At 71.1% G+C, this 22,929-nt stretch carries 12 protein-coding genes; 8 read left to right on the forward strand and 4 right to left on the reverse strand.

From position 1 onward, the window contains the following. Positions 1-1,905: 1,905 nt before the first annotated feature. Genes ACZ4N5_RS41305 through ACZ4N5_RS41335 form a run of 7 tightly spaced genes read left to right on the forward strand, consistent with a single transcriptional unit; the run spans position 1,906 to position 17,517 of the window. Positions 1,906-3,195 (forward strand): MFS transporter, encoded by a 1,290-nt coding sequence (locus tag ACZ4N5_RS41305; RefSeq protein WP_467762116.1) that lies wholly within the window; start codon positions 1,906-1,908, stop codon positions 3,193-3,195. After that, complete coding sequence (locus tag ACZ4N5_RS41310; protein ID WP_467762117.1) at positions 3,182-6,874, forward strand: amino acid adenylation domain-containing protein; 3,693 nt, start codon at positions 3,182-3,184, stop codon at positions 6,872-6,874. Before ACZ4N5_RS41305 ends, ACZ4N5_RS41310 begins: the two co-directional genes overlap by 14 nt. A gap of 52 nt (positions 6,875-6,926) precedes the next feature. Then, positions 6,927-11,948, forward strand: coding sequence for an amino acid adenylation domain-containing protein (locus ACZ4N5_RS41315; protein ID WP_467762118.1), 5,022 nt, complete (start codon positions 6,927-6,929; stop codon positions 11,946-11,948). Between the two features lies 1 nt (position 11,949). Further along, positions 11,950-12,663 carry a thioesterase II family protein gene (locus ACZ4N5_RS41320; protein WP_467762119.1) on the forward strand — a complete coding sequence of 238 codons (714 nt, stop codon included), beginning with the start codon at positions 11,950-11,952 and terminating at the stop codon, positions 12,661-12,663. Beyond that, positions 12,660-13,508, forward strand: a complete 849-nt coding sequence (locus ACZ4N5_RS41325) for an SDR family oxidoreductase (RefSeq protein WP_467762120.1) — start codon at positions 12,660-12,662, stop codon at positions 13,506-13,508. Before ACZ4N5_RS41320 ends, ACZ4N5_RS41325 begins: the two co-directional genes overlap by 4 nt. Before the next feature lie 32 nt (positions 13,509-13,540). Continuing rightward, positions 13,541-16,309: an amino acid adenylation domain-containing protein gene (locus tag ACZ4N5_RS41330; protein ID WP_467762121.1), complete on the forward strand. Its 2,769-nt coding sequence runs from the start codon at positions 13,541-13,543 to the stop codon at positions 16,307-16,309. Beyond that, positions 16,306-17,517, forward strand: a complete 1,212-nt coding sequence (locus tag ACZ4N5_RS41335) for an ATP-grasp domain-containing protein (RefSeq protein ID WP_467762122.1) — start codon at positions 16,306-16,308, stop codon at positions 17,515-17,517. The genes ACZ4N5_RS41330 and ACZ4N5_RS41335 overlap by 4 nt, the downstream gene beginning before the upstream one ends. Positions 17,518-17,805: 288 nt before the next feature. Here ACZ4N5_RS41335 and ACZ4N5_RS41340 read toward each other — a convergent pair whose 3' ends face one another. Both ACZ4N5_RS41340 and ACZ4N5_RS41345 read right to left on the reverse strand, forming a co-directional pair. Next, on the reverse strand, positions 17,806-18,579 hold the full coding sequence (locus ACZ4N5_RS41340) for a polysaccharide deacetylase family protein (RefSeq protein WP_467762140.1): 774 nt from the start codon (positions 18,577-18,579) through the stop codon (positions 17,806-17,808). 483 nt (positions 18,580-19,062) lie between these two features. Beyond that, positions 19,063-20,277 carry an FAD-dependent oxidoreductase gene (locus ACZ4N5_RS41345; protein ID WP_467762123.1) on the reverse strand — a complete coding sequence of 405 codons (1,215 nt, stop codon included), beginning with the start codon at positions 20,275-20,277 and terminating at the stop codon, positions 19,063-19,065. 64 nt (positions 20,278-20,341) lie between these two features. On the opposite strand from ACZ4N5_RS41345, the gene ACZ4N5_RS41350 reads away from it, so the two are divergent. Then, positions 20,342-20,947: a PadR family transcriptional regulator gene (locus ACZ4N5_RS41350; RefSeq protein WP_467762124.1), complete on the forward strand. Its 606-nt coding sequence runs from the start codon at positions 20,342-20,344 to the stop codon at positions 20,945-20,947. A gap of 208 nt (positions 20,948-21,155) precedes the next feature. On the opposite strand, the gene ACZ4N5_RS41355 is transcribed toward ACZ4N5_RS41350, so the two are convergent. Both ACZ4N5_RS41355 and ACZ4N5_RS41360 read right to left on the reverse strand, forming a co-directional pair. Then, positions 21,156-21,860: a response regulator gene (locus ACZ4N5_RS41355; protein ID WP_467762141.1), complete on the reverse strand. Its 705-nt coding sequence runs from the start codon at positions 21,858-21,860 to the stop codon at positions 21,156-21,158. A gap of 80 nt (positions 21,861-21,940) precedes the next feature. Then, positions 21,941-22,837: a sensor histidine kinase gene (locus ACZ4N5_RS41360; protein ID WP_467762125.1), complete on the reverse strand. Its 897-nt coding sequence runs from the start codon at positions 22,835-22,837 to the stop codon at positions 21,941-21,943. Between the last annotated feature and the right edge of the window lie 92 nt (positions 22,838-22,929).

Consider the following 22,929-nt stretch of genomic DNA (forward strand, 5'->3'; position numbering starts at 1 on the left):
GACCGTCGTCAAGCAGTACATCGAAAACCAGCAGCGCCCCGTCTGACCGTCACCCCGGAGGCGCAGAGCACTCCGGCGCTTCGCGCCTCCGGGCCCAGGATGGCCTTCACCCCCGCCCTGAAGGGCGGAGCACCGGCCAAGATCAGAGGTAGATTCCCAAGGACGCCCGCTCGACGGCTACCTGGCCATTCCCTACGACATCCCCTGCGGCTGCGCGGCCGGATGCACGCCGGCGATGAACGTGCTGTGCGCGATCGGCCACTGCTGCCTCCAGGGCGACCAAGCCCTGATGAAACACGTCAAGGTCCCCGTCGAATCGGCCGGTTGAGGACCGGGCGAGGCTCAAGGGAGCGGTCGCCGGTGGTGAATCCGCTCTCGTCGCTACTGCCAGTGGCGCGGTTCGAGGATGAAGTACGGGCTCACGCACACCATGCTCATCAGATCGGCGCGTACCGTCTCGCAGCGCGTATCGTCTCACCCTCCATGAAGATGAGATGAATTGAGCGACGAATCCGCTCGGGGCTCAGATCAGCCCCCGGGTCCGCGTGAGCGTTTCGTGCGCTCCGCAGGCCACACTCCTCCGTCATCATGCGTACCCCTCCTACGCCACCCAGGCCCGGCACCCCGTTCCCCACCGCGAGACACACGCTCCCGACCTGGAAGGCCGCGCGTCGGTCGCGTCAACCGTCACGGCCCTCCGCGCACATGACGTACCAACCTGACGAAACGTCGTCGAGGCGGCATACCACTCCGGGAAACGCAAACGCCATCGTGCGGAAATCTCGGCCTCCGGCCGGCCCGCACCGGGACCACTCCCTCACGCAGAGCGACGAAATGGCGACGCACCCCGCCCGGCCGGCATCCCTGTCCACGGTCGTCTGCCGTATCGCGCGTCGAAGGGGACGTCCGCTGAACGGACGCGCGACCGGAAGCGCACTGACGGTACGCGTTCATCTTCTGGGCGAACACGGCACACCGATAAGCGGACGTCACGGTCGGTGTCGACCGGGGGTCACGGCACACTGCCATTCCGCGCCCGGAGCACCGCGTCGGGCACGGAATGGCAGTGTGCGGCACCGTCACGGAAAAGAACCGACCCCTCCAGGGAAAAGCGTCCGCTTCACCCTTCGCACGCGCGACAGCGTGAAGGCCAAGGGCCCCGGAGGACGCTCACCGGGCGAGCCCTTGGAGGCGTTTCCCCGGCAGCGATGTCAATCATCATTTCGACACGAGCGTCCCGACTGTCGAACAAGGGCGACGGATACTCGCGCTCACTGCACCGTCATTGCTCGGCGAGCCGACTCGACAGGCGGACAACCCGTACCAATTGGCCATCGAAATCGGAACTCAACGCGCCACCCGCCCCGGCCGCCGCACGGAAGGCCGACTTTCCCTCTTTCGGGCGGCCCGGCGCTCTGAAGTAATCACGCGCCCGAGAGTCCGATTTCACCTCGTAGTTCAGGACATGCCCCACTCCAGGGGCCCCGGCCGCGACATGTCCCGGCAACAATGACCAGTTCACAGGGGGTGTTCGAGCGATCCTCAAGGGAGGATCCAGCCAACTAAAACACCCCGCAAACCGTACTTGACGCCTCTCGGGCGAGATGTTAAAAAAGCGGCGGAAAACCTGCGTCGCCACTGGTGGCAGCAGAAGAGAGACGGGGGCACTTCCTGGGGGAACACGTACGGGGGATTCCGGTATTCACTGCCGGATCAAGCGTGAATAAGCAGCTCAATCATTTTGACGCCAGTTCCTCTGCCGCCTTTCGGCATGTCCGTCGAACCTGACGACAGGCAAGAGGAAGGGCGCCTTTCCTTCGCACACCCGAAGCGGTTCTTGGCGTGTTCTGTACGCCGTGCCGCCCACTTTGCTTGCCATTTTCGGCCTACTGAACGGTGTGGAACGTGAAAGCATATTTAGCCATCCTGCGCATCGGTGACTACCGACTGCTCTGGTCGGCCCTCGTCCTGAATCTCCTCGGGGACGGCGCCACCTACGCCGCCCTCGCGTGGATCACGCTGGGGAAGGCGGGAGCCGCCGGGCTCGGCGTCCTCGGCGTGTGTCTCACCCTCCCGGTGATCCTGGGCGGGGCCGTCGTCGGACCACTGCTCGACCGGTTCTCCCGGCGCAAGCTCTTCATCTACGACTCGGTGTTCCGCGGCTTCGTCGTCGCCATGATCCCCCTGCTCGCGATGGCGGACGCGCTCCAGACCTGGCACCTGTACGTAGTGGCGCTGATCTACGGACTGCTCAAGATCATCCCACTGGCGGGCACCCCTGCCGTACTGCCCGAGCTGGTCCCCGAGGACAAGCTCCAGGCGGCCTCGGGCCTGGAGTCCACGGCGATGGGCGCCGCCAACGTCCTCGGCCCGGCCATCGGCGCGGGACTGATCACCGCCTTCGGCGCACCCTACGTGCTGGTTCTGGACGCCGTGACCTACCTGGTCTTCGCCTTCCTGATCAGCCGCATCAAGGCCCCGATGGGCCGGCCCGAACCGGTAGCGGCGCCCGGCACCAAGGACGCCAGGCCCGGCTGGGCCCCGGTGCTCCGGCTCATCGTGCGCGACCGTTTCCTCCTGGTGCTCACGCTGTCCTTCGGCGCCTTCAATGTCTCGGCGGGCGCGCTGATCGTGGCGCTCCCCTGGCTCGCGAAGTTCGAGTTCGGCGCCGGCCCCGGCATCCTCGGTCTGATGCTGGCTGTCATGGCGGCGGGCGAGCTCATCGGCTCCCTCGTCTCGGGCGCGGTGGAGACCTCCGAGCGGCAGATGCTCCGCATCGGTGTGCTCCAACTCTTCTCCGGTGCCGTGCTGTTCCTGCTCCTGCCGACCGCGCTGCCGTGGATACTTCTCGGCCTCGCGCTCAACGGCATCCTCTCCGCGCCGATGACGGTGCTCGGCGGCGTGGTCCGCATGACCCGGGTGCCCAGCGCGATGCGCGGCCGGGCCATGACGCTGATGCGCACGGTGATGGCCGGTGCCCTGCCCGCCGGTTCCGCGCTCGGCGGTGTGCTCCTGAGCGGCAGCCACTACAGCGCTCTCATCCTGGTGGTCTCCGCGCTCGCTGCGGCTCCCGGTGTGCTCACCGTCCTGCTCTTCCGCCGCACCCCGTTCCGGCTGGGGGTGACAGCAGCCGATGACCAGCACGCCGAGCGGGGCTCCGACCTCGACTCCGACGCCATTCATGCCGCTTCCTGAGCCTCGGGCCGACGAGGAGGGTGACGCCGTACTCCTGGTCACCGACCGTCCCCGCACCCGGGAGTCCGCGTCCGGCCCGCTCAGCACCCTGCGCGTTCCGGGCGCCGGCGGACCGACGGCCCTCGCGGCCCTCGCCGTCCTGCTGCACCGGCACACCGGACAGCTCCGCCTGCTCCTCGACGTCGACACGGCCGAGGACGGGGCGGGCTCGCTGACTCTTACCGTGCACCCCGACGAGCCCGTCGCCGCACTGCTCGCCCGGACGGAGCGGGCGCGACGGCAAGGCCCGCCCGTCGGCACGGCCGTGCGGTACGCGTACGCCTCGGGCCCCGCGCCCGACGGACCGCACGAGCTGTTCCTGGCGCGCGACGGCGACGACCTGCTGCTCGGGTACCGCGCCTCGCTCTTCGAGGACGCCACGGCGGCACGTCTGTCCGAGCAACTCCGTTTGATCAGCGCCTTTCTGACGGAACATCCATCCTGTCGCACAGGGGACGTGGAGCTGCTCGCCGAGGGCGAGCGGGACCGGGTCGTCGGCGCCTTCAACGACACCGCGCGCCCCTACCCCGACACGGCCACGATCCACGGCCTGTTCAGGGAGCAGGCCCGGCTGACCCCGGGGGCCTTGGCCCTCAGCTGGCGCACGGAGAAGTTGACTTACCGTCAGTTAGATGTGTTGTCGGACGCGTTGGCGCGGCGCATCGTGGCCTCCGGGGCGGTACCCGGCGACCGGGTGGCGCTGCGTTCCGGGCGCACCCCCGACTTCGTGGTCGGCGCCCTGGGCATCCTCAAGGCGGGCTGCGCCTACCTTCCGCTGGAGCCCGACTATCCGGCCGAACGCGCCGCCTGGCTGCTCGCGGACTCGTCCGTGCGCGTCCTGGTCGCGACCGGTGACCTGCCGGTGGACCTGGCCTTCGACGGGACGGTCCTCGCCCCCGGGTCGGGGGTGGCGGACGAGAACGCCACCTCCGACGCATTGGCTGACGCGGTGGCGGCTCACGACCTCGCGTACGTCTGCTACACCTCGGGCACCACCGGGAAGCCCAAGGGCGTGGAGGTCGTCCACCGCAACGTGGTGCGGCTGGTGAAGGGCGCGGACTACGTGCGCTTCGGGCCGGACGTCAGGATCCTGCCCACAGGCTCGATCGTCTTCGACGCGAACACGTTCGAGATGTGGGGTGCCCTGCTCAACGGCGGTTCCCTGCGTCTCGTGGACAGCGACGTCGTGCTCGACGCGCCTTCTCTCGGACGGGAGTTGGCCGAGAGCCGCATCACCACGATGTGGCTCACGTCACCCCTGTTCAACCAGCTGGTGGAGCAGGACGCGAGCATCTTCCGCCCGTTGCGCGAACTGGTGGTGGGCGGTGACGCCCTGTCGTCCGTGCACATCGGGAAGGTGATGGACGCCTGCCCCGACGTGGCCCTGGTGAACGGCTACGGCCCGACGGAGAACACCACGTTCTCCGTGACGCACCGGCTGGACCGGTCCGACCTCGGACGCATCCCGATCGGGCGCCCGATCACCAACTCCACCGCGTACGTCCTGGACGAGCGGGGGCGCCCGTGCCCCGTCGGGGTGCCCGGCGAGCTCTGCCTCGGCGGAGCCGGGGTCGCCCGGGGCTACCTGGGGCGTCCGGAGCTGACGGCCGAACGCTTCGTGGCCGATCCCTTCGGTCCTGAGGGGGGCCGCCTCTACCGCAGCGGCGACCTGGCGCGCTGGCGTCCCGACGGCGTGATCGAGTTCCTGGGCCGGCGTGACTTCCAGGTCAAGGTGCGCGGCTTCCGGGTCGAACCCGGCGAGGTGGAGGCGGCCATGCTCGCCCATCCCGACGTGGCCGAGGCAATCGTTGTGGCGCGGTCCCGTCCGGGCAGGGGCGACAAGTACCTGTGCGGCTATTACGCCGGTCCGCGGCCACCGGAGCCCCGCGACCTGCGCGACCTGCTCGCGGCGGAGCTGCCGGGGCACATGGTCCCGTCGTACCTCGTGCCGGTGGCCTCGCTGCCGCTCAACCACAGCGGCAAGGTGGACAGGTCCCGACTGCCCGACCCAGACGGCGCGCACCTGCTGTCACTGGCGGACTACGTCGCTCCCTCGACCGAGACCGAGCGGATGGTGGTCGAGCTCGCCGAACGGGCCCTCGGGATCAGCGGCATCGGTGTCCACCACGACCTGCGCGACCTTGGCGCGGACTCGCTCACGGCCACCCTGATCGCAGTGGGCGTACAGGAGCGCCTCGGCCGGCACTGCCCGGTCAGCGCCGTCCTGCACGGCGGTACACCCGCGCGGCTCGCGGAACTGTTACGGGAGGCCGCGCCCAGCCTCGGCCACTCCATCCCCGCCGCGCCCGAGCAGGAGACCTACCCGCTGGCCCCGCAACAGCGCCAGCTGTACTTCGAGCAGGCCAAGGACCACCGCGCGGTGCACTACAACGTGCCGCTCAGTCTCGACCTGCCCGCGGACACGGACCCCGAACGGCTCGCGCGAGCCCTGTCCGGGCTGGCCGAGCGCCACGAGGCGCTGCGCACGAGCTTCGTCGTCGAGGGCGGCGAGGTACGTCAGCGGGTCGAGCCGCACGTCGGCGTCGAGGTGCGGGTGCTGGACGAACCTCCTGGCCCCGTCGGGGAGTTCGTGCGCCCCTTCGACCTGGAACGAGCCCCCCTGTGGCGGGCGGACGTACACCGCACACCGTCCGGGGTGACGCTGCGCATGGACCTGCACCACATCGTCGTGGACGGGTTCTCCCTCGCACCGCTCCTGGAGGATCTGGCGAAACTCTACGCGGGTGGATCCCCTCAGCCGCCGACGCCCCGCTACCGGGACTACGCGGTTTGGCTGACCGGCCCGGCCGGGACCGCCCTGCGGGAGGCCCAGGAGCCCTACTGGCAGAAGGTCTTCGCCACGCCTCCGGACCGGGCAGACCTGCCGACGGACAGCTCACGGCCCACGCTGCGCGAACTCAACGGTGATGTGGTCGAGTTCGAGATCGGCAACGAACTCACCGCAGGATTGCGCCGATTGGCCCGGGAGCACGAGGTCACGCTCTTCGCCGTCCTCGCCTCCGCGTACAGCATGCTGCTCGCCGCGCTCAAGGGCACCGGCGACGTCACCGTCGGCACCCCCGTCTCCGGCCGCACGGCCCCCGGACTCCACCGCACGGTCGGCATGTTCGCCAACACGGTGGTCCTGCGTGGCACTGCCGAGCCGGGCCTGCCCTTCGACACCTTTCTGCGCCGCCTCGCCGACGCCGCCGAGGACGCCTTCGCGCACCAGGACTTCCCCTTCGAGGACCTGGTCGCCGGCACGGCACCGGTGCGCGACTACAGCCGCACCCCACTCTTCGACGCGCTCGTCGCGCTGCACAGCGGGCGCTACCTCGCGGTCGACTTCCAGGGCGCCAGGGTCCCCCTGCGCCTGGAGCAGACCGGACAGGCCGTGTTCGACCTCGACCTACAGGTCTACGAGGTCGCCGGCTCGCTGCGCATGGCCTGGCGGTACGCCTCCGGGCTGCTGCGCCGGGACACCGTCGGCGCCTGGCGGGACGACTTCGTCCGCCTGTTGGACGCGGTCGTCGCCGACCCCTCGGCCACGCTCGGCACCCTCTTGCCCGCACTGGTCCGCGCGCCCACGACCCCGCCGGCAGCGCCCGGTCCCGTCCTCGACTTCGACTTCGACTTCTGACGGTTCACAGACACGACATCTGACGGCTCACAGCTCAGTGCAGGAGAAACGCATGCTACTGCTCGACCCTGAGGCCAACCGCTCCGATTCGAACCCGCAGACCGCGTACTGGCGGTCCCAGCTGGCCTCGCTCAACCAGACACCCGGCTTTCTGCCCGACTTCCGTCCTCGCCCGGCCGAGGATGCCCAGGCACGCCCGGAGCGCGGCACCCACGCCGTGCGCCTCGGTACGACGCTCACCGAGCGGCTCGACCGGATCAGCCGCGACCAGCCGGAGATGCTCTCCGTCGTCCTGACTTCCGCCCTGGTAGCCCTGGTCGGCCGGTACACCGGCGAGGACGAAGTGGCGGTAGCCCTGCCGACGCGGGGCGCCGCGCCCGAGTTCGCGGGCGGCCCGCTGCTGCTGCGCGTCGAAACCGGCGGCTCCCTGCGGGAGTTGCTGGGCCGGGTGGCCGCCTCCGTCCGCGAGGCGGAGAGCCGTCAGGACTGCGCGGTGGCCGCCCTGGCCGCCGAGCTGGGCCACGCCGACGCCTTCGCCACCGCGATGACGCTCGACGGGTTCCACGACGCCCCGGACACGTCCGGCGACGGCGTCCGTTTCACCGCCTCCCGCGACGGCGCGGAACTGGTCGTGACGGTCTCGTACGACACCGCCCGCTACGCCGAGGCGTCGATCGAGCGCATCGGCGCGCACTACGCCCTGCTCCTGGAGCGGGCCGCCGCCTCGCCCGACACGGGCGTCGACGAGATCGACCTGTACACCGCCGAGGACGAGGCCGTCGTCGCGGCGAGCAACGCGACGGAGCACCCCTTCGACACGGACGCCACCCTGCACGGACTGTTCGCCGCGCAGGCCGCCCGGACCCCCGACGCGCCCGCCCTGTTGAGCGACGACCGGACGGTGTCGTACGCCGAACTGGACGCGCGGTCCAACCAGTTGGCTCGCACACTGCGGGAACGCGGGGTCGGCCGGGACTCGATCGTCGCGCTGGTCACCGAGCGGTCGCCCGAGATGATCACGGCGATCCTGGCCGTGCTCAAGGCCGGCGGCACGTACCTGCCCGTCGACCCGTCGTACCCGCAGGCCCGCATCGACTACCTGCTCTCCGACAGCACCACCCAACTCGTGCTCCACCAGGCCCGGTTCGCGTCCCTCCTCGGCGACACGCCCGGCCTCGACCTGGACGACGAGGCGTCGCACGCGGCGGACGGATCGGCCCTGGAGGCGGTGTCCGGCGCGGGTGACGGGGCCTACGTCATCTACACCTCGGGCTCGACCGGGCGTCCCAAGGGCGTCCTGGTGGAGCACCGCAGCGCGGTCAACCGGCTCAACTGGATGCAGCGCGCGTACCCCATCGGCCCCGACGACGTGGTGCTCCAGAAGACGTCGATCTCCTTCGACGTGTCGGTGTGGGAGCTGTTCTGGTGGTCGTTCACCGGAGCGGCGCTCGCCCTGCCCGCGCCCGGCATGGAGAAGGACCCGGCCGCGCTCGTCGCCGCCCTGGAGCGGCACAAGGTCACCACGACGCACTTCGTCCCGTCGATGCTGACGATGTTCCTCGGGCATCTGGCCCGGTTCGGTGACGGCGCAGAACTGGGCGCCCTGCGCCAGGTCTTCGCGAGCGGCGAGGCCCTGGGCACCGCGCAGTCCGTCAAGTTCGCCGAACTCCTGCCCGGAGCGCGGCTGATCAACCTGTACGGGCCGACCGAGGCGACTGTCGACGTCACGCACCAGCCCGTCGAAGGGCTCGGCGACCGGGCGCGGCTGCCCATCGGACGCCCGATCGACAACATCAGGCTGTACGTGCTCGACGCGGACGGGCGCCGGACGCCGGTCGGTGTACCGGGTGAACTCCACATCGCGGGCGTGGGTGTGGCGCGCGGCTATCTGGGCCGCCCGGAGCTGACCGCCGAGAAGTTCGTCTCCGGCGACGCGGTGCGCGCGGCGACAGGCGAGGACCGGCTGTACCGCACGGGCGACCGGGCGCGCTGGCTGCCGGACGGCACCATCGACTACCTGGGCCGGGTCGACCTCCAGGTGAAGGTCCGCGGGTTCCGCGTGGAACCGGGCGAGATCGAGGAGCGGCTGCGCACCCACGACGCGGTGCGGGACACGGCGGTCGTGGCCGTCGACGACGGCTGGCAGACGTCGTTGCGCGGGTTCGTCGTCCTGGACGGCGAGGCGTCCGAGGCACAGCTCAAGGAGCACGTGCGTGCCGCGCTGCCCGAGTACATGGTGCCGGGCCGGGTCGTGTCCGTGGCCGAGCTGCCGCTCACCCCGAACGGCAAGCTGGATCGGGCCGCGCTGCGCCGTCCCGAGGCGCTGCGCAAGCAGGCCCCCGCGCACGTCGCCCCGCGCAACGGGCGCGAGGAGACCCTCGCGGGGATCTGGAAGGACGTGTTGGGCCGGGAGAAGCTCGGCGTGCACGACAACTTCTTCTCACTGGGCGGCAATTCGATCCACTTCGTGTCGGTGCTCGCCAAGTCCCGTGCCGCGGGGCTCGACTTCACCTTCCAGCAGTTGTTCAAGCATCAGACGATCGCGCTGCTCGCCGAGTCGATCGAGGCGGAGGCACAGTCGGCGACGGTCGCCGAGGACGTCGCCGCGCGTGGCGCGTTCCAGCCGTTCGAGCTGATCTCCGAGGCGGACCGGGCGCTGCTGCCCGCGGACGCGGAGGACGCCTACCCGCTGTCGATGCTCCAGGCGGGCCTGATCTTCCAGACGGAGATCACGGGCGGTCTCGGCCAGTACCACGACGTGCTGAGCTACTCGATCACGGGCGCCTTCGACACGGAGGCGTTCACGGAGGCCGTGCGGCTGCTGACGCTACGGCACCCGATCCTGCGGACGACGTACCACCTGACGGGCTACAGCGAGTTCCTCCAGATCGTGCACCGGGATGTCCCGCCGCCGTTGACCGCCGCCGACCTGCGCCACCTCGACGGGGCCGGCCAGGAAGCCTGGCACGAGGAGTGGCTGGCGCGCGAGAAGGCCCGCCGGTTCGTGTGGGAGGAGGGTGGCCTGGTCACCCTGCACGTCCAGGTGCTCAGCGACGAGCTGTACCGGTACACCGTCAGCCAGCACAACTCGGCTCTGGACGGCTGGTCGATCTCGCTGCTGCACACGCAGCTCTTCGAGCTCTACCACCAGGTGCGCGAGGGCCGGGACACGACGCGGCCCGCGGTCGACAACCACCTGCGCAACTTCGTCGGCCTGGAGACGGAGGCGCTGCGGTCGCCGGCGTCGCGGGACTTCTGGCTGGAGGTGCTGGAGGGCGCGATGCCCGCCGACGTCCCGCCGAAGGCGGACGCGGTGGCGACCGACGACTTCCAGGTCGTGCTGCGGGACGTACCGCTGCCCGCGGGGCTCACCGAGCGTGTGGAGGCGACGGCCGAAGCTCTTTCGGTCCCGTTCAAGGACGTGCTGCTGGCCGCGCACATGAAGGTGCTGAGCCTCGTGTCGGGCCAGGACCAGGTGATGACCGGCTACGAGCACAGCGGTCGGCCGGAGCTGCCGGGCGCGGAGACGACCCTGGGTCTGCACCTCAACACCGTCCCGTTCCAGGTCGATCTGAGCGGGGGCAGCTGGGCGGACCTGATACGCAAGGTCTACCGCGCCGAGCTGGACCTGCTGCCGCACCGCCGCTACCCGATGGCGAAGATGAAGCAGGACCTCTCCACGCAGCGCACGCTGTTCGAGACGACGTTCAACTTCACGCACTTCTACCTGCTGAAGAACCTCCAGCAGTTGCCCGAGTTCTCGATGCTCGACATGCGGGTCGACTCGGAGACGGAGTTCCCGTTCCGTACGGAGTTCTCCCGGCACTTCTTCGACGACGAGGTGCAGCTCTGCCTGCACTACCACACGCACCTGTACGACGAGGAGCAGATCGACCGCATCGGCGGCTACTTCGTCCGCGTCCTCGAACTGATGGCGAGCGAGCCCGACGCGCCGCACGGCGCTGTGCGGTTGCTGGCCGACGAGGACCTGGCGCTGCTCGGCCGCACCCGGGCCGACGAGGTGGACGTCGTCGCACAGGTGTCCGGCGGAACGGCCACCGAGGCCACCGTCGCGCGGATCCGGGAGGCGTGGCAGAGCGTCCTCGGGCTCACCTCAGAGGACATCGGCGCGGACGACGACTTCTTCGCGCTCGGCGGCAACTCCCTGTCGGCACTGCGGGTCGTCCTGGAACTCGACGGCCTGGTCACGCTCTCCGACCTGACCCGGGTCCCCCGGCTCACCGAACTGGCCGCGCTCATCGAAGGGCGGGACCGCGAGGAGACCGAGGAGGAGCTGCTGCACCTGCTCACCTCGACGGCCGAGGGCGCCGGGGCAGCCGTGGTGTGCGTGCCGTACCCCTGCGGGCACCCGGTGAACTTCAAGCCGCTCGCGGAGGAGATCGAGAAGCTCGACCCGTCGCTCGTGGTGTACGGCCTGGAGCCGCCCGGACACAGCCCGAGCCACCCGGGCGAGTTCACCGACGTGCTGGAGACGGTGACGCGGATGGCGGACGAGATCGAGCGGAAGGCCGACCTGCCGCTGATCCTGTGGGGGCACTGCGGTGGCGCCGCCGTCACGGTGGAGCTGGCCCGTGTCCTGGAGGAGCGGGGCTTCGACCTGCGGCACGTGTTCATCGGGTCCAAGCTGCTGCCGCCCGCGAAGGACATGCAGGAGTCGATCGACATGATCGAGACCTGGACGGACGACGAGATCATCTCGTACATGGTCGAGGAGACCGGCTACACCGAGCTGGACGGCCTCGACCGGCGCTACACGTCCTTCATGGGCGACCTGTTCCGTCACGACGTGTGCGGGGGCTACCGCTACTTCATCGGCGTGACCGAGGAGGAGCCGGACTGGCGGATCGAGGCGCCCTTCACGGTCGTCGTCGCCGACGACGACAAGGGCCTCGCGCACGCCGCCGACGAGTATCGCTGCTGGGAGCGCGTCGCCAATGACGTGAACTTCCGCGAACTGGCGGGTGGTGGGCACTACTTCGTGCGCGGAAACCCCGCCGGCACCGGTGAACTGATCGCGCGGGCGTGGGCGTCCGCCGCCGAGTTGGAGGGCTGACATGCAGATCCCCGTCCTGTGCTTCCCGTTCGCGGGCGCCGGAGCCTCCGCGTTTCGCCGCTGCCAGGAGTACGGCAGCGACACCGTCCTGATCGTCCCGGTCCAACTCGCGGGCCGTGAGGAACGGTTCGGCGAGCCGCTGTACACCGATGTGGTGTCCGCCGTCGACGACCTGCTGCCCACCGTCCTGGACGAGGTGGCGGGCAGCCCGGCCGTCGCCCTGTTCGGGCACAGCCTCGGCGCGGTCATGGCCTACGAGATGGCCCACCGCATCAGCGCGCTCGGCGGCCCCGAGGTCGTGAAGCTCTTCGTCAGCGGCTCACCCGGACCGTGGACGCAGCGCGAGACCCGGGCCACCGGACTGACCGACGAGGCGTTCCTCCAGCAGGTCAAGGAGTTCGCCGGTTACACCCACCCGGCCCTGGAGCACCCCGACCTGCGGGAGATGCTGCTGCCTCCGCTGCGCGCCGACGTGGAGATGCACGAGAGCTACCGCGCGCCGTCCGAGGTGCCGCTGAACGTACCGATCGTCTCCATCCGGGGCGAGGTCGACGAGCTGGTGGACCGCGCCCAGGCCGCCGAGTGGGACACGGCGACCACGGGCGGCTGCCGTCAGGTCGAACTCCCGGGCGGGCACATGTACTTGGTCGACTCGCCCGCCGACCTGGTCCGCCTCCTCGACGAGGAGCTGGCCGCCCAGGAGGTGGGCCGATGAGCGCCGTGCGCACCGCCGCCCCGCTCACGGGCAAGGTGGCACTCGTCACGGGCGCGGCCCGTGGCATCGGCCGGGCGTGCGCCCTCGCGTACGCCCGGTCCGGGGCGGACCTGCTGCTGACCGACATCGGCGACGACCTCGACGGCGTCCCCTACCCGCTGGGTACGGCGAGCCAGTTGGAGTACACCGCCCGGATGTGCCGGGAGGAGGGCGGCGGCGCGGTGTCGACGGCCATGGCGGACGTCCGTGACCTGGAGGCCGTGCGCGCGGTCGTGGAGGGCGCTCTCGACCGGTTCGGCCGCATCGACATCCTGCTCAACAACGCGGGGATAGCCGCCCCTTCGGGCAAGACGGTCCAGGACATCACGCCCGACGAGTGGGACCTGATGCTCGACGTCGACGTCTCGGGCGCGTGGAGGATGATCCGGACCGTGGGCGCGGCGATGACGAGCCGGCGCGCGGGCAGCGTCATCAACGTGGCGTCCACGGCGGGCCTGGTCGGCTACCGGCATTTCGCCGGCTACGTCACCGCGAAGCACGCGCTGGTCGGCCTGACCAAGGCGGCGGCCCTGGACCTCGCGCCGTTCGGGGTACGCGTGAACGCGCTGTGCCCCGGCTCGGTGCGTGACGACGACGCGGCCGAGGGCCGGATGCTCACGGAGATCGCCCGGTCCCTGGAGGTGCCGGTCGAGGAGCACGAGGAGACCTTCGTGGCGGCGCAGCCCATGAACCGGCTGATCGAGCCGGAGGATGTGGCCGGGGCCGCGGTGTGGCTCGGCTCGGACGACTCGCGCCAGGTGACGGGCTCCACCGTCACCGTCGACGGCGGCTTCACGAGCCGGTGAACGCCCTTGAGGAGTACCCGGAGGGGAAGACGATGAACGACACGGGACGACTGTGCCAGGCGCTCGCGCTGCGGGTGCACACGGGCGCCGACCCCGAGCGGCTGCGCCGGAACCTGGCGCTCGCCGCCGACGGCGTACGCCTGTGGGTCGAGGACGTGCCCGGCGGCGCGGACTCCGAGGCCGCCGCGCGGCATCGCGAGCGGGAACTCGCGCGGCCCGCCGATCCGCGCACCGGACCCGGGCTGCGCACGGTCCTGCTGCGGTACGAGGACGGGTCGGCGGACCTGGTCGTGGTGGCGCACCGGGCCGTGCTCGCCGACCCGTACGACATGGCGCGGGCGCTGCTTGTGGAGCCGGCGCGGCCGGACGCCGTACCGGAGGAGCACGGCGAGCGGCTGCGTACCGCGCTCGCTGGGCTCGATCGCACCGAGGCGCCGGAGTGGGGACTCGGCACCCCGGGCGCCACGACGGTGGGGCTGCACCGCTTCTCGGTCCCGGCCGACGGCGGCGCACCCGCGTCGCTCACGCTCAGGGCCGCATTGGGTCTGGTCCTCGCGCGCTGCACGGCGGCCGCCGAGGTGACGCTCGGCGTGGACGCCGAGCGGGCGCTGACCTTCACGGTCGACGCGTCCGCGACGGTGGCGCAGTACCTGGAGCAGGTGGACCGGGCCGTGCCCGCGACCGGTCGAGCGCCGCTCGCGGGTCTGCTCACCACCGAGGCGCCCGAGGCTCTGACCGGCGAGGACGTCAAGGCGGAGCCGCTGGCGCACCGGCCGTTCCTGGACCCGGTGCATGCACTGTCGGTGCACGTGGCCGACGACGGGTCCCCGGTCCTGCGGGGCATGGTCCACCACCGCCACTCCGCGTTCGGCGACGCCTCGGTGGGGTGGCTGACCGGCATGCTGGTCACGGCGCACCGGGCACTGACCGGCGCGGACCCCGAGACCCGGATCGGTGACGTACCCCTCTTCGACGAGGAGCAGCTGCGCGACCTGGCGGTGCTCGGCGGTCTGGGCCGCGCGCCCGAGGTGCCGGACGAGCGCATCGAGCAGGTTGTACGAGCCTGGGCCCGGCGTACACCGGACGCGCCCGCCGTGTCGTTCGAGCAAATTGAGCTGACGTACCGTCAACTGGTGGAGCGGGCGGACGAGTACGCGGCGGCACTGCGTGACCTGGGGGTCGCGCCGGGCGACCGGGTGGGCGTCTGCCTGGAGCGGTCGCTCGACCTGGTGGTGGTGCTGCTCGCGGTGCTCACATGCGGGGCCACGTACGTGCCGATGGACCCGGCCTATCCGGCGGCCCGTCTTGCGTACACCAGCCAGGACGCCGAACTCACGCTGGTCGTCACGGAGTCGGAGACCTTTCCGCAGCAGGACGGTGTACGGACCGTACGGCCGGACGCGCTCGCGGGGGACGGCCGGGAGCCTTTCGAACCGGTCGACCTCCCGGCCGACGGTGCTGCGTACGTCATCTACACGTCTGGCTCCACCGGTCGCCCCAAGGGTGTCGTGGTCCCGCACCACAACGTCGGCGCGCTGATGCACGCCACGCGGGACGACTTCGGGCTCGGCGGAGACGACACCTGGACGCTCTTCCACTCCAGCGCCTTCGACTTCTCGGTGTGGGAGATCTGGGGCTGCCTGATGACGGGCGGGCGCCTGGTCGTCGTGCCCTACTGGGCCTCGCGCGACCCGGCCGAGTTTGCGATGCTGCTCGCCGCCGAGCAGGTGACGGTGCTCAGCCAGACGCCGAGCGCCTTCGCCCAGCTCATGACCGCCGACCGGGAGAAGCGGGTCTCGGACTCGGTGCGCCTGGTCGTCTTCGGCGGGGAGCCGCTCGACACGAGGCCGTTGCGCTTCTGGCTCGACCGGCACCCCGAATGGGCGTGCCGCCTGGTCAACATGTTCGGGATCACCGAGACGACCGTGCACGTCACGGCGCAGACCATCACCCGCCGCGAGGCGCTGGCAGGTTCGCGCTCGGTCGGGGCTGCCCTGCCCGGCTGGCACCTGTACGTCCTCGACCCCGAGGGCCGCGAAGTGCCCCCGGGGGTCTCCGGCGAGATCTACGTGGGCGGTCTGGGGGTGGCCGGGCAGTACCTCAACCGCCCGGAGCTGACCGCCCAGCGCTTCCTGCCCGACCCGCACGCGCCCGGTCTGATGTACCGCAGCGGCGACCGCGGGCGACTGCTGCCCGACGGACGTCTGGAGCACCTCGGGCGCCTCGACAACCAGGTGAAGCTACGCGGCTTCCGCATCGAACTGGACGAGATCAGGGCACGCCTGCTGGACGCGCCGGCGGTGGGGGCCGCCGCGGTCGTCCTGAGGCAGGCGAGCGACGCGGCCGACACGGCGGGCGCCCGTCTCGACGGTTACGTCGTCCTGCGTGACGGGGCCGACGGCGACATCGCGGAGGTACGGCGGCACGCGGCGCGCTTCCTGCCCGAGCACATGGTGCCGTCCACGCTCACCGCGTTGCCCGCGCTCCCCCTGACACCCAACGGCAAGGTGGACACGGCACGTCTGCCCGAGCCGCTGGCGCACGGATCGGACGAGGAGCCGCTGCCCGAGGGCGACGACACCGAGTCGCGGATGCGTGTGTTGTGGGAGAAGGTATTCGGCTTCCGGGTCGGCCTGGACGACGACTTCTTCGCGCTCGGCGGCAACTCCCTCCTGAGCGTACGGCTGTTGGCGGCGGTGCGGGCGGCGGGCCTGCCCGCGTTCCCGCTGCCGCAGCTGTACCTCCACCGGACCGTGCGCACGCTCGCCGCGCACCTCGACGGAGCGGAGGCCGGGTCATGACACTGCTGTTGGTCGGCGCCGGTTCGCAGGCGTACCGCGAGTACCTGCTGCGTTCGGTCGCGAAGGAGTACGAGGTCCATCTCCTCGCGGATCGGGCGCCGTTGTGGGAGGGGCCCTATCTCAGCGGGCACACGGTGGTGGATACCGCGGACGTCACGGCCATGGCCGAGGCGGTGCGCGGACTCTCGTACGAGGGAGTGATGACCTGGGACGACACCCGCGTCGTCCACACCGCCGAACTGGCACGGCTGCTCGGTCTGCCGGGCAGTCCGCCGGAGGCGGCGCTGCGGTGCCGCGACAAGTGGGCCACGCGCGAGGTGTTGCGGGAGGCCGGGGTGCCGCAGGCCCGGTCCGCTCTGGTGAGGTCGCTGCCCCAGGCACGCGCCGCGGCCGCCCTCGTCGGCTACCCGCTCGTCCTCAAACCCCGTGCGCTGAACGCGAGTACGGGCGTGGCGAAGGTCGACGCACCCGCCCAGCTCTCCGGCCGCTTCCGCCTGGCGCGCGGGGCGACGGCTCCGGGCGCGGTGGAAGTGGCGCCGGGGGACGTCCTGGTCGAGGAGTACCTGGACGGCCCGGAGATCAGCGTCGACGCGGCCTGGTACGAGGGACGGATGCACCCCGCCTTCGTGGCGCGCAAGGAATGCGGCTTCCCGCCGTACTTCGAGGAGACCGGACATCTGGTCGACGCCGAGGACCCGTTGCTCACCGATCCGGCCGTGCTCGACGTGGTGACCGCCGCGCACGCCGCGGTCGGCTTCACCACCGGCTGGACGCACACGGAGCTGCGGCTCACACCGGAGGGACCGAAGGTCGTCGAGATCAACGCCCGGATCGGCGGGGACCGCATCCCCGACATCGGGCGCCTCGCACTCGGCGTCGATGCGGCGCTCGTCGCGGCACGGGTGGCCTGCGGGGCGCGGCCGGACGTACGGCCGGACCGGCGCAACGTCGCGGCCGTGCGCTTCCACTACCCGGAGGCGGACTGCATCGCGCGCGAGGTCGTCATCGACACGGCCGCGCTGCCCGCCCCGGTGGACACGGCCCTGGCCATCGCGCTGCCCGGCCAGGAGCTGCGCCTGCCGCCGAACGGCCATGTGTCGAGCCGCTACGCGCTGGTCACGACGGTCGGCGCGACGCACGAGGAGTGCCGCTCCGCACTGGACAAGGCGTCGGCCGCCGTACGTCTGGAGGTGCTGCGCACCCTGTGACGCGAGGGTCTGGTCGGGGAGGGGGCCGTTCCTCCCCCGACCGGGCAACTCCCCCGTGGGCGACAGGACGTCGTGCGTCGTCGACATGTCTCAGCCGGCCGCCGCGGCCCTCGCCAGTACGTCATGGGGTATCCCGCAGTCGGGGTGGAGCTCCGTGGCACGGCACACGTACGTCTCGGTCGTCCCCGAAGTGGGTGAGCCCGACGTCACCGTGGGGAGAGGCGGGCAGGCTGCTCGTGCCTGGCGCCGGGGCCTCGAACGCCGTGACCTACCAGGGCGGGCCGGGGCTCAGCGCACCGGGAAGCCGAAGGAGTAGCCCTGCTCCTTGAGCCAGGGAAGGATCCGGCGCAGGGCCTCGACGGTCTGGGAGCGGTCGCCGCCCGCGTCGTGGAAGAGGAGCGTCGGCCCGTTGGGCAGTTCCCGCTGGACGGTGGCGACGATGGCGTCCGTGCCCGGCCGCTCGAAGTCCTTGGAGTCCACGTTCCAGCCGAGCGGGCGCATGCCCCGGGAGGCGGCCAGTTTGCGGCTGTAGGGGGTGAAGGCGCCGCCGGGCGCCCGGTAGTACATCGGCCGCACTCCCCCGGACGCCTCGGTGATCATGCGTTGGGCGTCGAGTATCTGCTGCGACTGGTACGCCTGGGACTTGGTGTCCATGGTGGTGTCGTGCGACACCGAGTGGTCGCACAGCCGGTGCCCGGCCGCGACCACCTTCTTCACGAGGTCCGGGTGGGCCTGCGCCTGCGTCCCCACCATGCAGAACGTGGCCTTCACCCCGAACTCCCGCAGCACGTCGAGCACCTGAGGGGTCCATGCGGGGTCGGGTCCGTCGTCGATGGTGATGTTGACGCCACGCGCCCCCTTGTCCGAGGCGTGCACGATGGTCACCGCCACCGGCTTGACGTCACCGCCCGGCCTGGCCGACGCGGCCGCGTGAGGCCCCGCGCCGACAACGGCACCGGCCTGCGCGGTCCACACCGAGGCACCGACGGCCAGCACCGTCACCCCCAGCGCCGCTCCGACCACTTTGCCGTACCAGCCCCGCCCGCCGCCGTGCCGTGCCATGTCCGCCCCGCTTTCGCGCAGTTCCTCGCCGATCCTTGGTCGTCTTGCGACCACCTGGCAGGACGAGAGGCGGCGGCCACCGGATGCGTCTGTTACCGATCACGAACAATTCCGGGGGGATTCACGGACAACTCGGCGAGCAGCGGCCGGTCCGCGCCGACTGGACCGCTCCCACCTCCTCACGCACCGGCGTGCCCACTGACAGCGGACAGTCTGTGGGCCACTCAAGTAGGCGTCACTCCCAAGGTGGTGTGGGCGCACCGTCCGGATCCTGGCCGTACGGCTACGATCCGTGGACTCGAGCGCCCAGAAATCACCCATGCCGGCGGCCAGTCTGATCTGCACCAGCTCGCCGATGCCGTCCGTGCCGAGGCCGGGCTGCTGCCCCCTGCCGCCACTATCGCCGATCTCACGGGGGCATTCTTGCGAGGGCCGCGTACGCCTCGTCTCGACCGGGCAGGCGGCCAGGTCCGACTCCGGCCATCACGCCACCGAGTCGTCGAAGTCGATCGGGTACTGGAACTGCCAGGCGCTCTTCTCGGGCTTCGTCAACTTGAACATCATCGGCAGCAGCGCGTCGCGGATCACCCGTGCGACCGGGCCCGCGGCCTTGCGGGCGTTGGTGCGGGCGGTCTCCTTGATGATCCGCTCCACCCGGGGCCGGCGCAGCTCCTCGTAGCGGGCCAGCGCCTGAGGAAGGGGCAGGTCGCGCAGGCAGCGGGCGAGTTCGACGGAGCTCTCCGCGGCGAGCGAGGCGCCCTGGCCGGAGCTGGAGGAGGGCGCATGGGCCGCGTCCCCGGTGAGGACCATCCGGCCGCGGCTCCAGCGCACCGACCGCGGCATGTTCTCGGTGCTGCCCGCGAAGAGCATCGTCTTCGGGTCGGTGGCCGCGAGCATCCGCTTCGCCGGGGTGACGTCGCCCTCGCAGACCTTCGCCAGGTGCCCCAGCCAATAGGCGCCACCGCGCTCGCGCTGCTCGTTGACCGAGAGCGGCTGCGCCACCGGCAGGTTGATGAACCAGATGCCCGTACCGTCGGCGAAAACCTGCCAGGCAAAGAAGCACCGCTTGCCGAAGGTCATGTACATCCTGCCGTCGGTGGGCGCGACGCCGGTGTCGGCGACCATCGCGCCGAACCCGGCCGTGCCCCCGAACTGCGGCGCGGAGGCGGTCGGGTCGATCAGGCGGCGGACCGTGGAGCGCAGCCCGTCCGCGCCGATCAGCACGTCGGCGGTCGCCGTGCTGTCGTCCGCGAAGCGCGCGGTGACACCGTCGGCGTCCTCGCTCGCGTCGACGATGCGCTTGCCGTGGACGGTGGTCACGCCCCGTTCCTCGGCCGCCTCACGCAACGTGCGGAACAGCTCCGCGCGGATCACGAAGCGCGTCGGGTCGATACCGGGCAGCGTGCCGAACTCGGCCAGCTTCTTGCCGTTCCAGCTCTGCAGCACGATGCCGTTCATCTCGGTGCTGACCGCGCGGATCGCGTCGCCGACGCCGATCGCGTCGAACGCCTGGAATCCGTTCGGCGCCAGGCCCATGCCGCCGCCGATCTCGTCGGCCGGGCCGTCGTACGCCTCGAAGATCGTCGCCTCGACGCCCGCCCGCTGCAGCGCCATCGCGGTGACGGTACCGGCGATACCGCCGCCGATGACCAGTGCGGAGCGAACCTTGCCGTTCGTCGTGCCAGTCGAGTTCGTCATGACTTGATAGTTGCACTGCGACTAGTCTCTAGTCAACTAGTTCGACCGTGGGTAGCATCGAGCCATGAGCACTGCGCCCCGGAGTTCCCCCCTCGCCCTGACCGTCCTGGCCCTGCTGCACTACAAACCACTGCATCCCTACGGCGTCCAGCGTCTGCTGAAGGAATGGGGCAAGGACCAGGTCGTCAACGTCGGCCAGCGGGCCGGCCTGTACCGGACCATGGACCGCCTGCTCGCCGCCGGACTGATCGCCGTACGCGAGACGGGCCGGGACGCGCAGTACCCGGAGCGCACGGTCTACGAGGTCACCGACGCCGGCAGCGAAACGGCGCACCGCTGGCTCGACGAGATGCTCTCCACGCCGAAGCAGGAGTTCCCGGAGTTTCCCGCCGCGCTGTCGCTGCTCATGATGCTGACGCCGGAGGCGATGCGGGATGCGCTCAGCCGCCGCGCTGAGGCCTTGGAGGCGGCGCTCGCTCGGCACGAGGCGGACCTCGCCCGGGAGGCGGAGAGCGGGCTGCCGCGGATCGCGACGCTGGAGTTGGGGTACATGCGCACGATGACGGCGGCGGAACTGGCGTGGGTCCAGGGCGTGCTGGCCGACTTCGCGGACGGACGCCTGGCCTGGTCACCCGAGGAACTGCTCGCCCACGCAGGCGATGACGGGTGATTGCTCAGACGGCCGGGCAGCGCCGGACCGTAGCAATGCGCAGCCGGTGCCGAGGACCGGGCGGTCCCGCGCCCGCTGCCCCCGTCCGCGGGCCGCATGGCCCAGGCGCCGTCGATGATTCACCGTCATCGGCGTCCATGGACGCGTGGCGAAGCCCGGGGTCAACGGGCCCGGGGCGGGGCCTGTCCAGCGTGCCGTGGACGTGGTGTCAGTCGGGGGTCAGGTCGCCGGGGGCGATCAGGCCTGTCTCGTAGGCGAGAACGACGGCCTGGGCGCGGTCGCGGAGGGCGAGCTTGGCGAAGATCCGGGCGACGTGGGTCTTCACGGTGGCCTCGCTGAGGGTGAGGGCCGCGGCGAGCTCGGTGTTCGACAGGCCCCGGCCCATCAGGGCCAGCACCTCGAGTTCACGGGGAGTCAGCGGAGCCAGGTCGCGATGGATCGCGGGGGTGCGGGCCGCGGCCGCCGCAGCAGCGCCGGGACTGTGTGCCGTGTCGGTCCGGCCGGCACTGTGGGTCGTCGCGTAGCGCTCGACGAGGCGGCGGGTGATCGAGGGGGCGAGCAGTGCGTCTCCGGTGTTCACCAGTCGTACGGCTGCCGCGAGGTGGGCGGCGGTGACGTCCTTGAGCAGAAAGCCGCTGGCTCCGGCGGCGAGCGCCGCGTAGACGTAGTGATCGAGGTCGAAGGTGGTGAGCATGAGCACCCGGCAGTGCGGGAGCAGCCCCAGGACGCGCTTGGCGGCTTGAAGGCCGTCCAGGTGGGGCATCCGGATGTCCATCAGGAGGACGTCCGGGCGCAGCCGTTCGGCTTCCGTGACGGCCTGCTCGCCGTTTGCGGCCTCGCCGACGACGTCGATGCCGCGCGAGGTGAGGATGAGGCGGAAGCCGGTTCGGATGAGTTCCTCGTCGTCGGCGATGAGGACGCGCGGGGCGCCGGCGTCTCCCCTCCGGTTCGATTCCGAAGCCTGGTGGGCGCGGCGGTCGGCGGCGGACTCGGTCACGGGCGCTCCAGGGGAATGCGGGCGCGGACGCGGAAGCCGCCGCCGATGCGACGCCGGGCGTCGAAGTGCCCGCCGTAGACGGCGACACGCTCGCGCAGACCGATCAGGCCGCGCCCGGCGCCGTCGCCCTGGCGCTTGCGGGCATCCGATCGGGCACGAGTGCTCCGGTTGTCGGCGGTCAGCACGCTCGGTCCGCTGTTGAGCACCTCGACCCGCAGACTGCGGTCGGCATAACGCACCGTCACTCCTGCCCTGCCGCCGTCGCCGTACTTGAGCGCGTTGGTCAGCGCCTCCTGGATGATCCGGTAGGCGGTGACGTCGACGCCCGGTGCCAGCCGGCGCGGTTCACCGGACATCCGCACCTCGACCGGGAGACCCGCGAACGCGATGCGGTCGACGAGGGTGCCCAGGTGACTCAGACTCGGCTGCGGTGCGAGCCCGGAGAGGCCTCCCTCGACGTACCCCACGGCTTCGTCCTCGTCGTCGCCGTCGGGTGACGGCGCCAGCAGGCCCAGCAGATGGCGCAGTTCGGTCATCGCGTCGCGTCCGGCACCCTCGACGGCCCGCAGTGCGGTCTCCGCCTCGTCCGGCAGGGTGGCCAGCACCTCGCACGCGGCGCTCGCCTGAACGACCATCAGACTGACCTTGTGGCTGACGATGTCGTGCAACTCGCGGGCGATGCACGCCCGTTCAGCCGACACCGCCGTACGGGCGGCGGTCTCCCGTTCGCGCTCCAGCAGCCAGCCCCGGTCCTCCAGAACCCTGCGGTAGCGGCGGCGGGCGCGCGTCAGCAGCACGGCGGAGCCCCCGGCCACCGCCAGGGCCAGCATCGCGAGAGCGATGAGCAGTTGGCCCGTCCCCGATGTCCACACGTCGTACATCGTGCCAGGCAACCGGCGAGCGGACGTCCCTCTGCGGGCCCACCCCGTACATCCCGAGGATGAGCAGCGCCGCGGGTTACCTCCGGGGGCTGACGCCCGGCCGG

It is taken from the genome of Streptomyces sp. NPDC026500 (genome assembly GCF_055567635.1).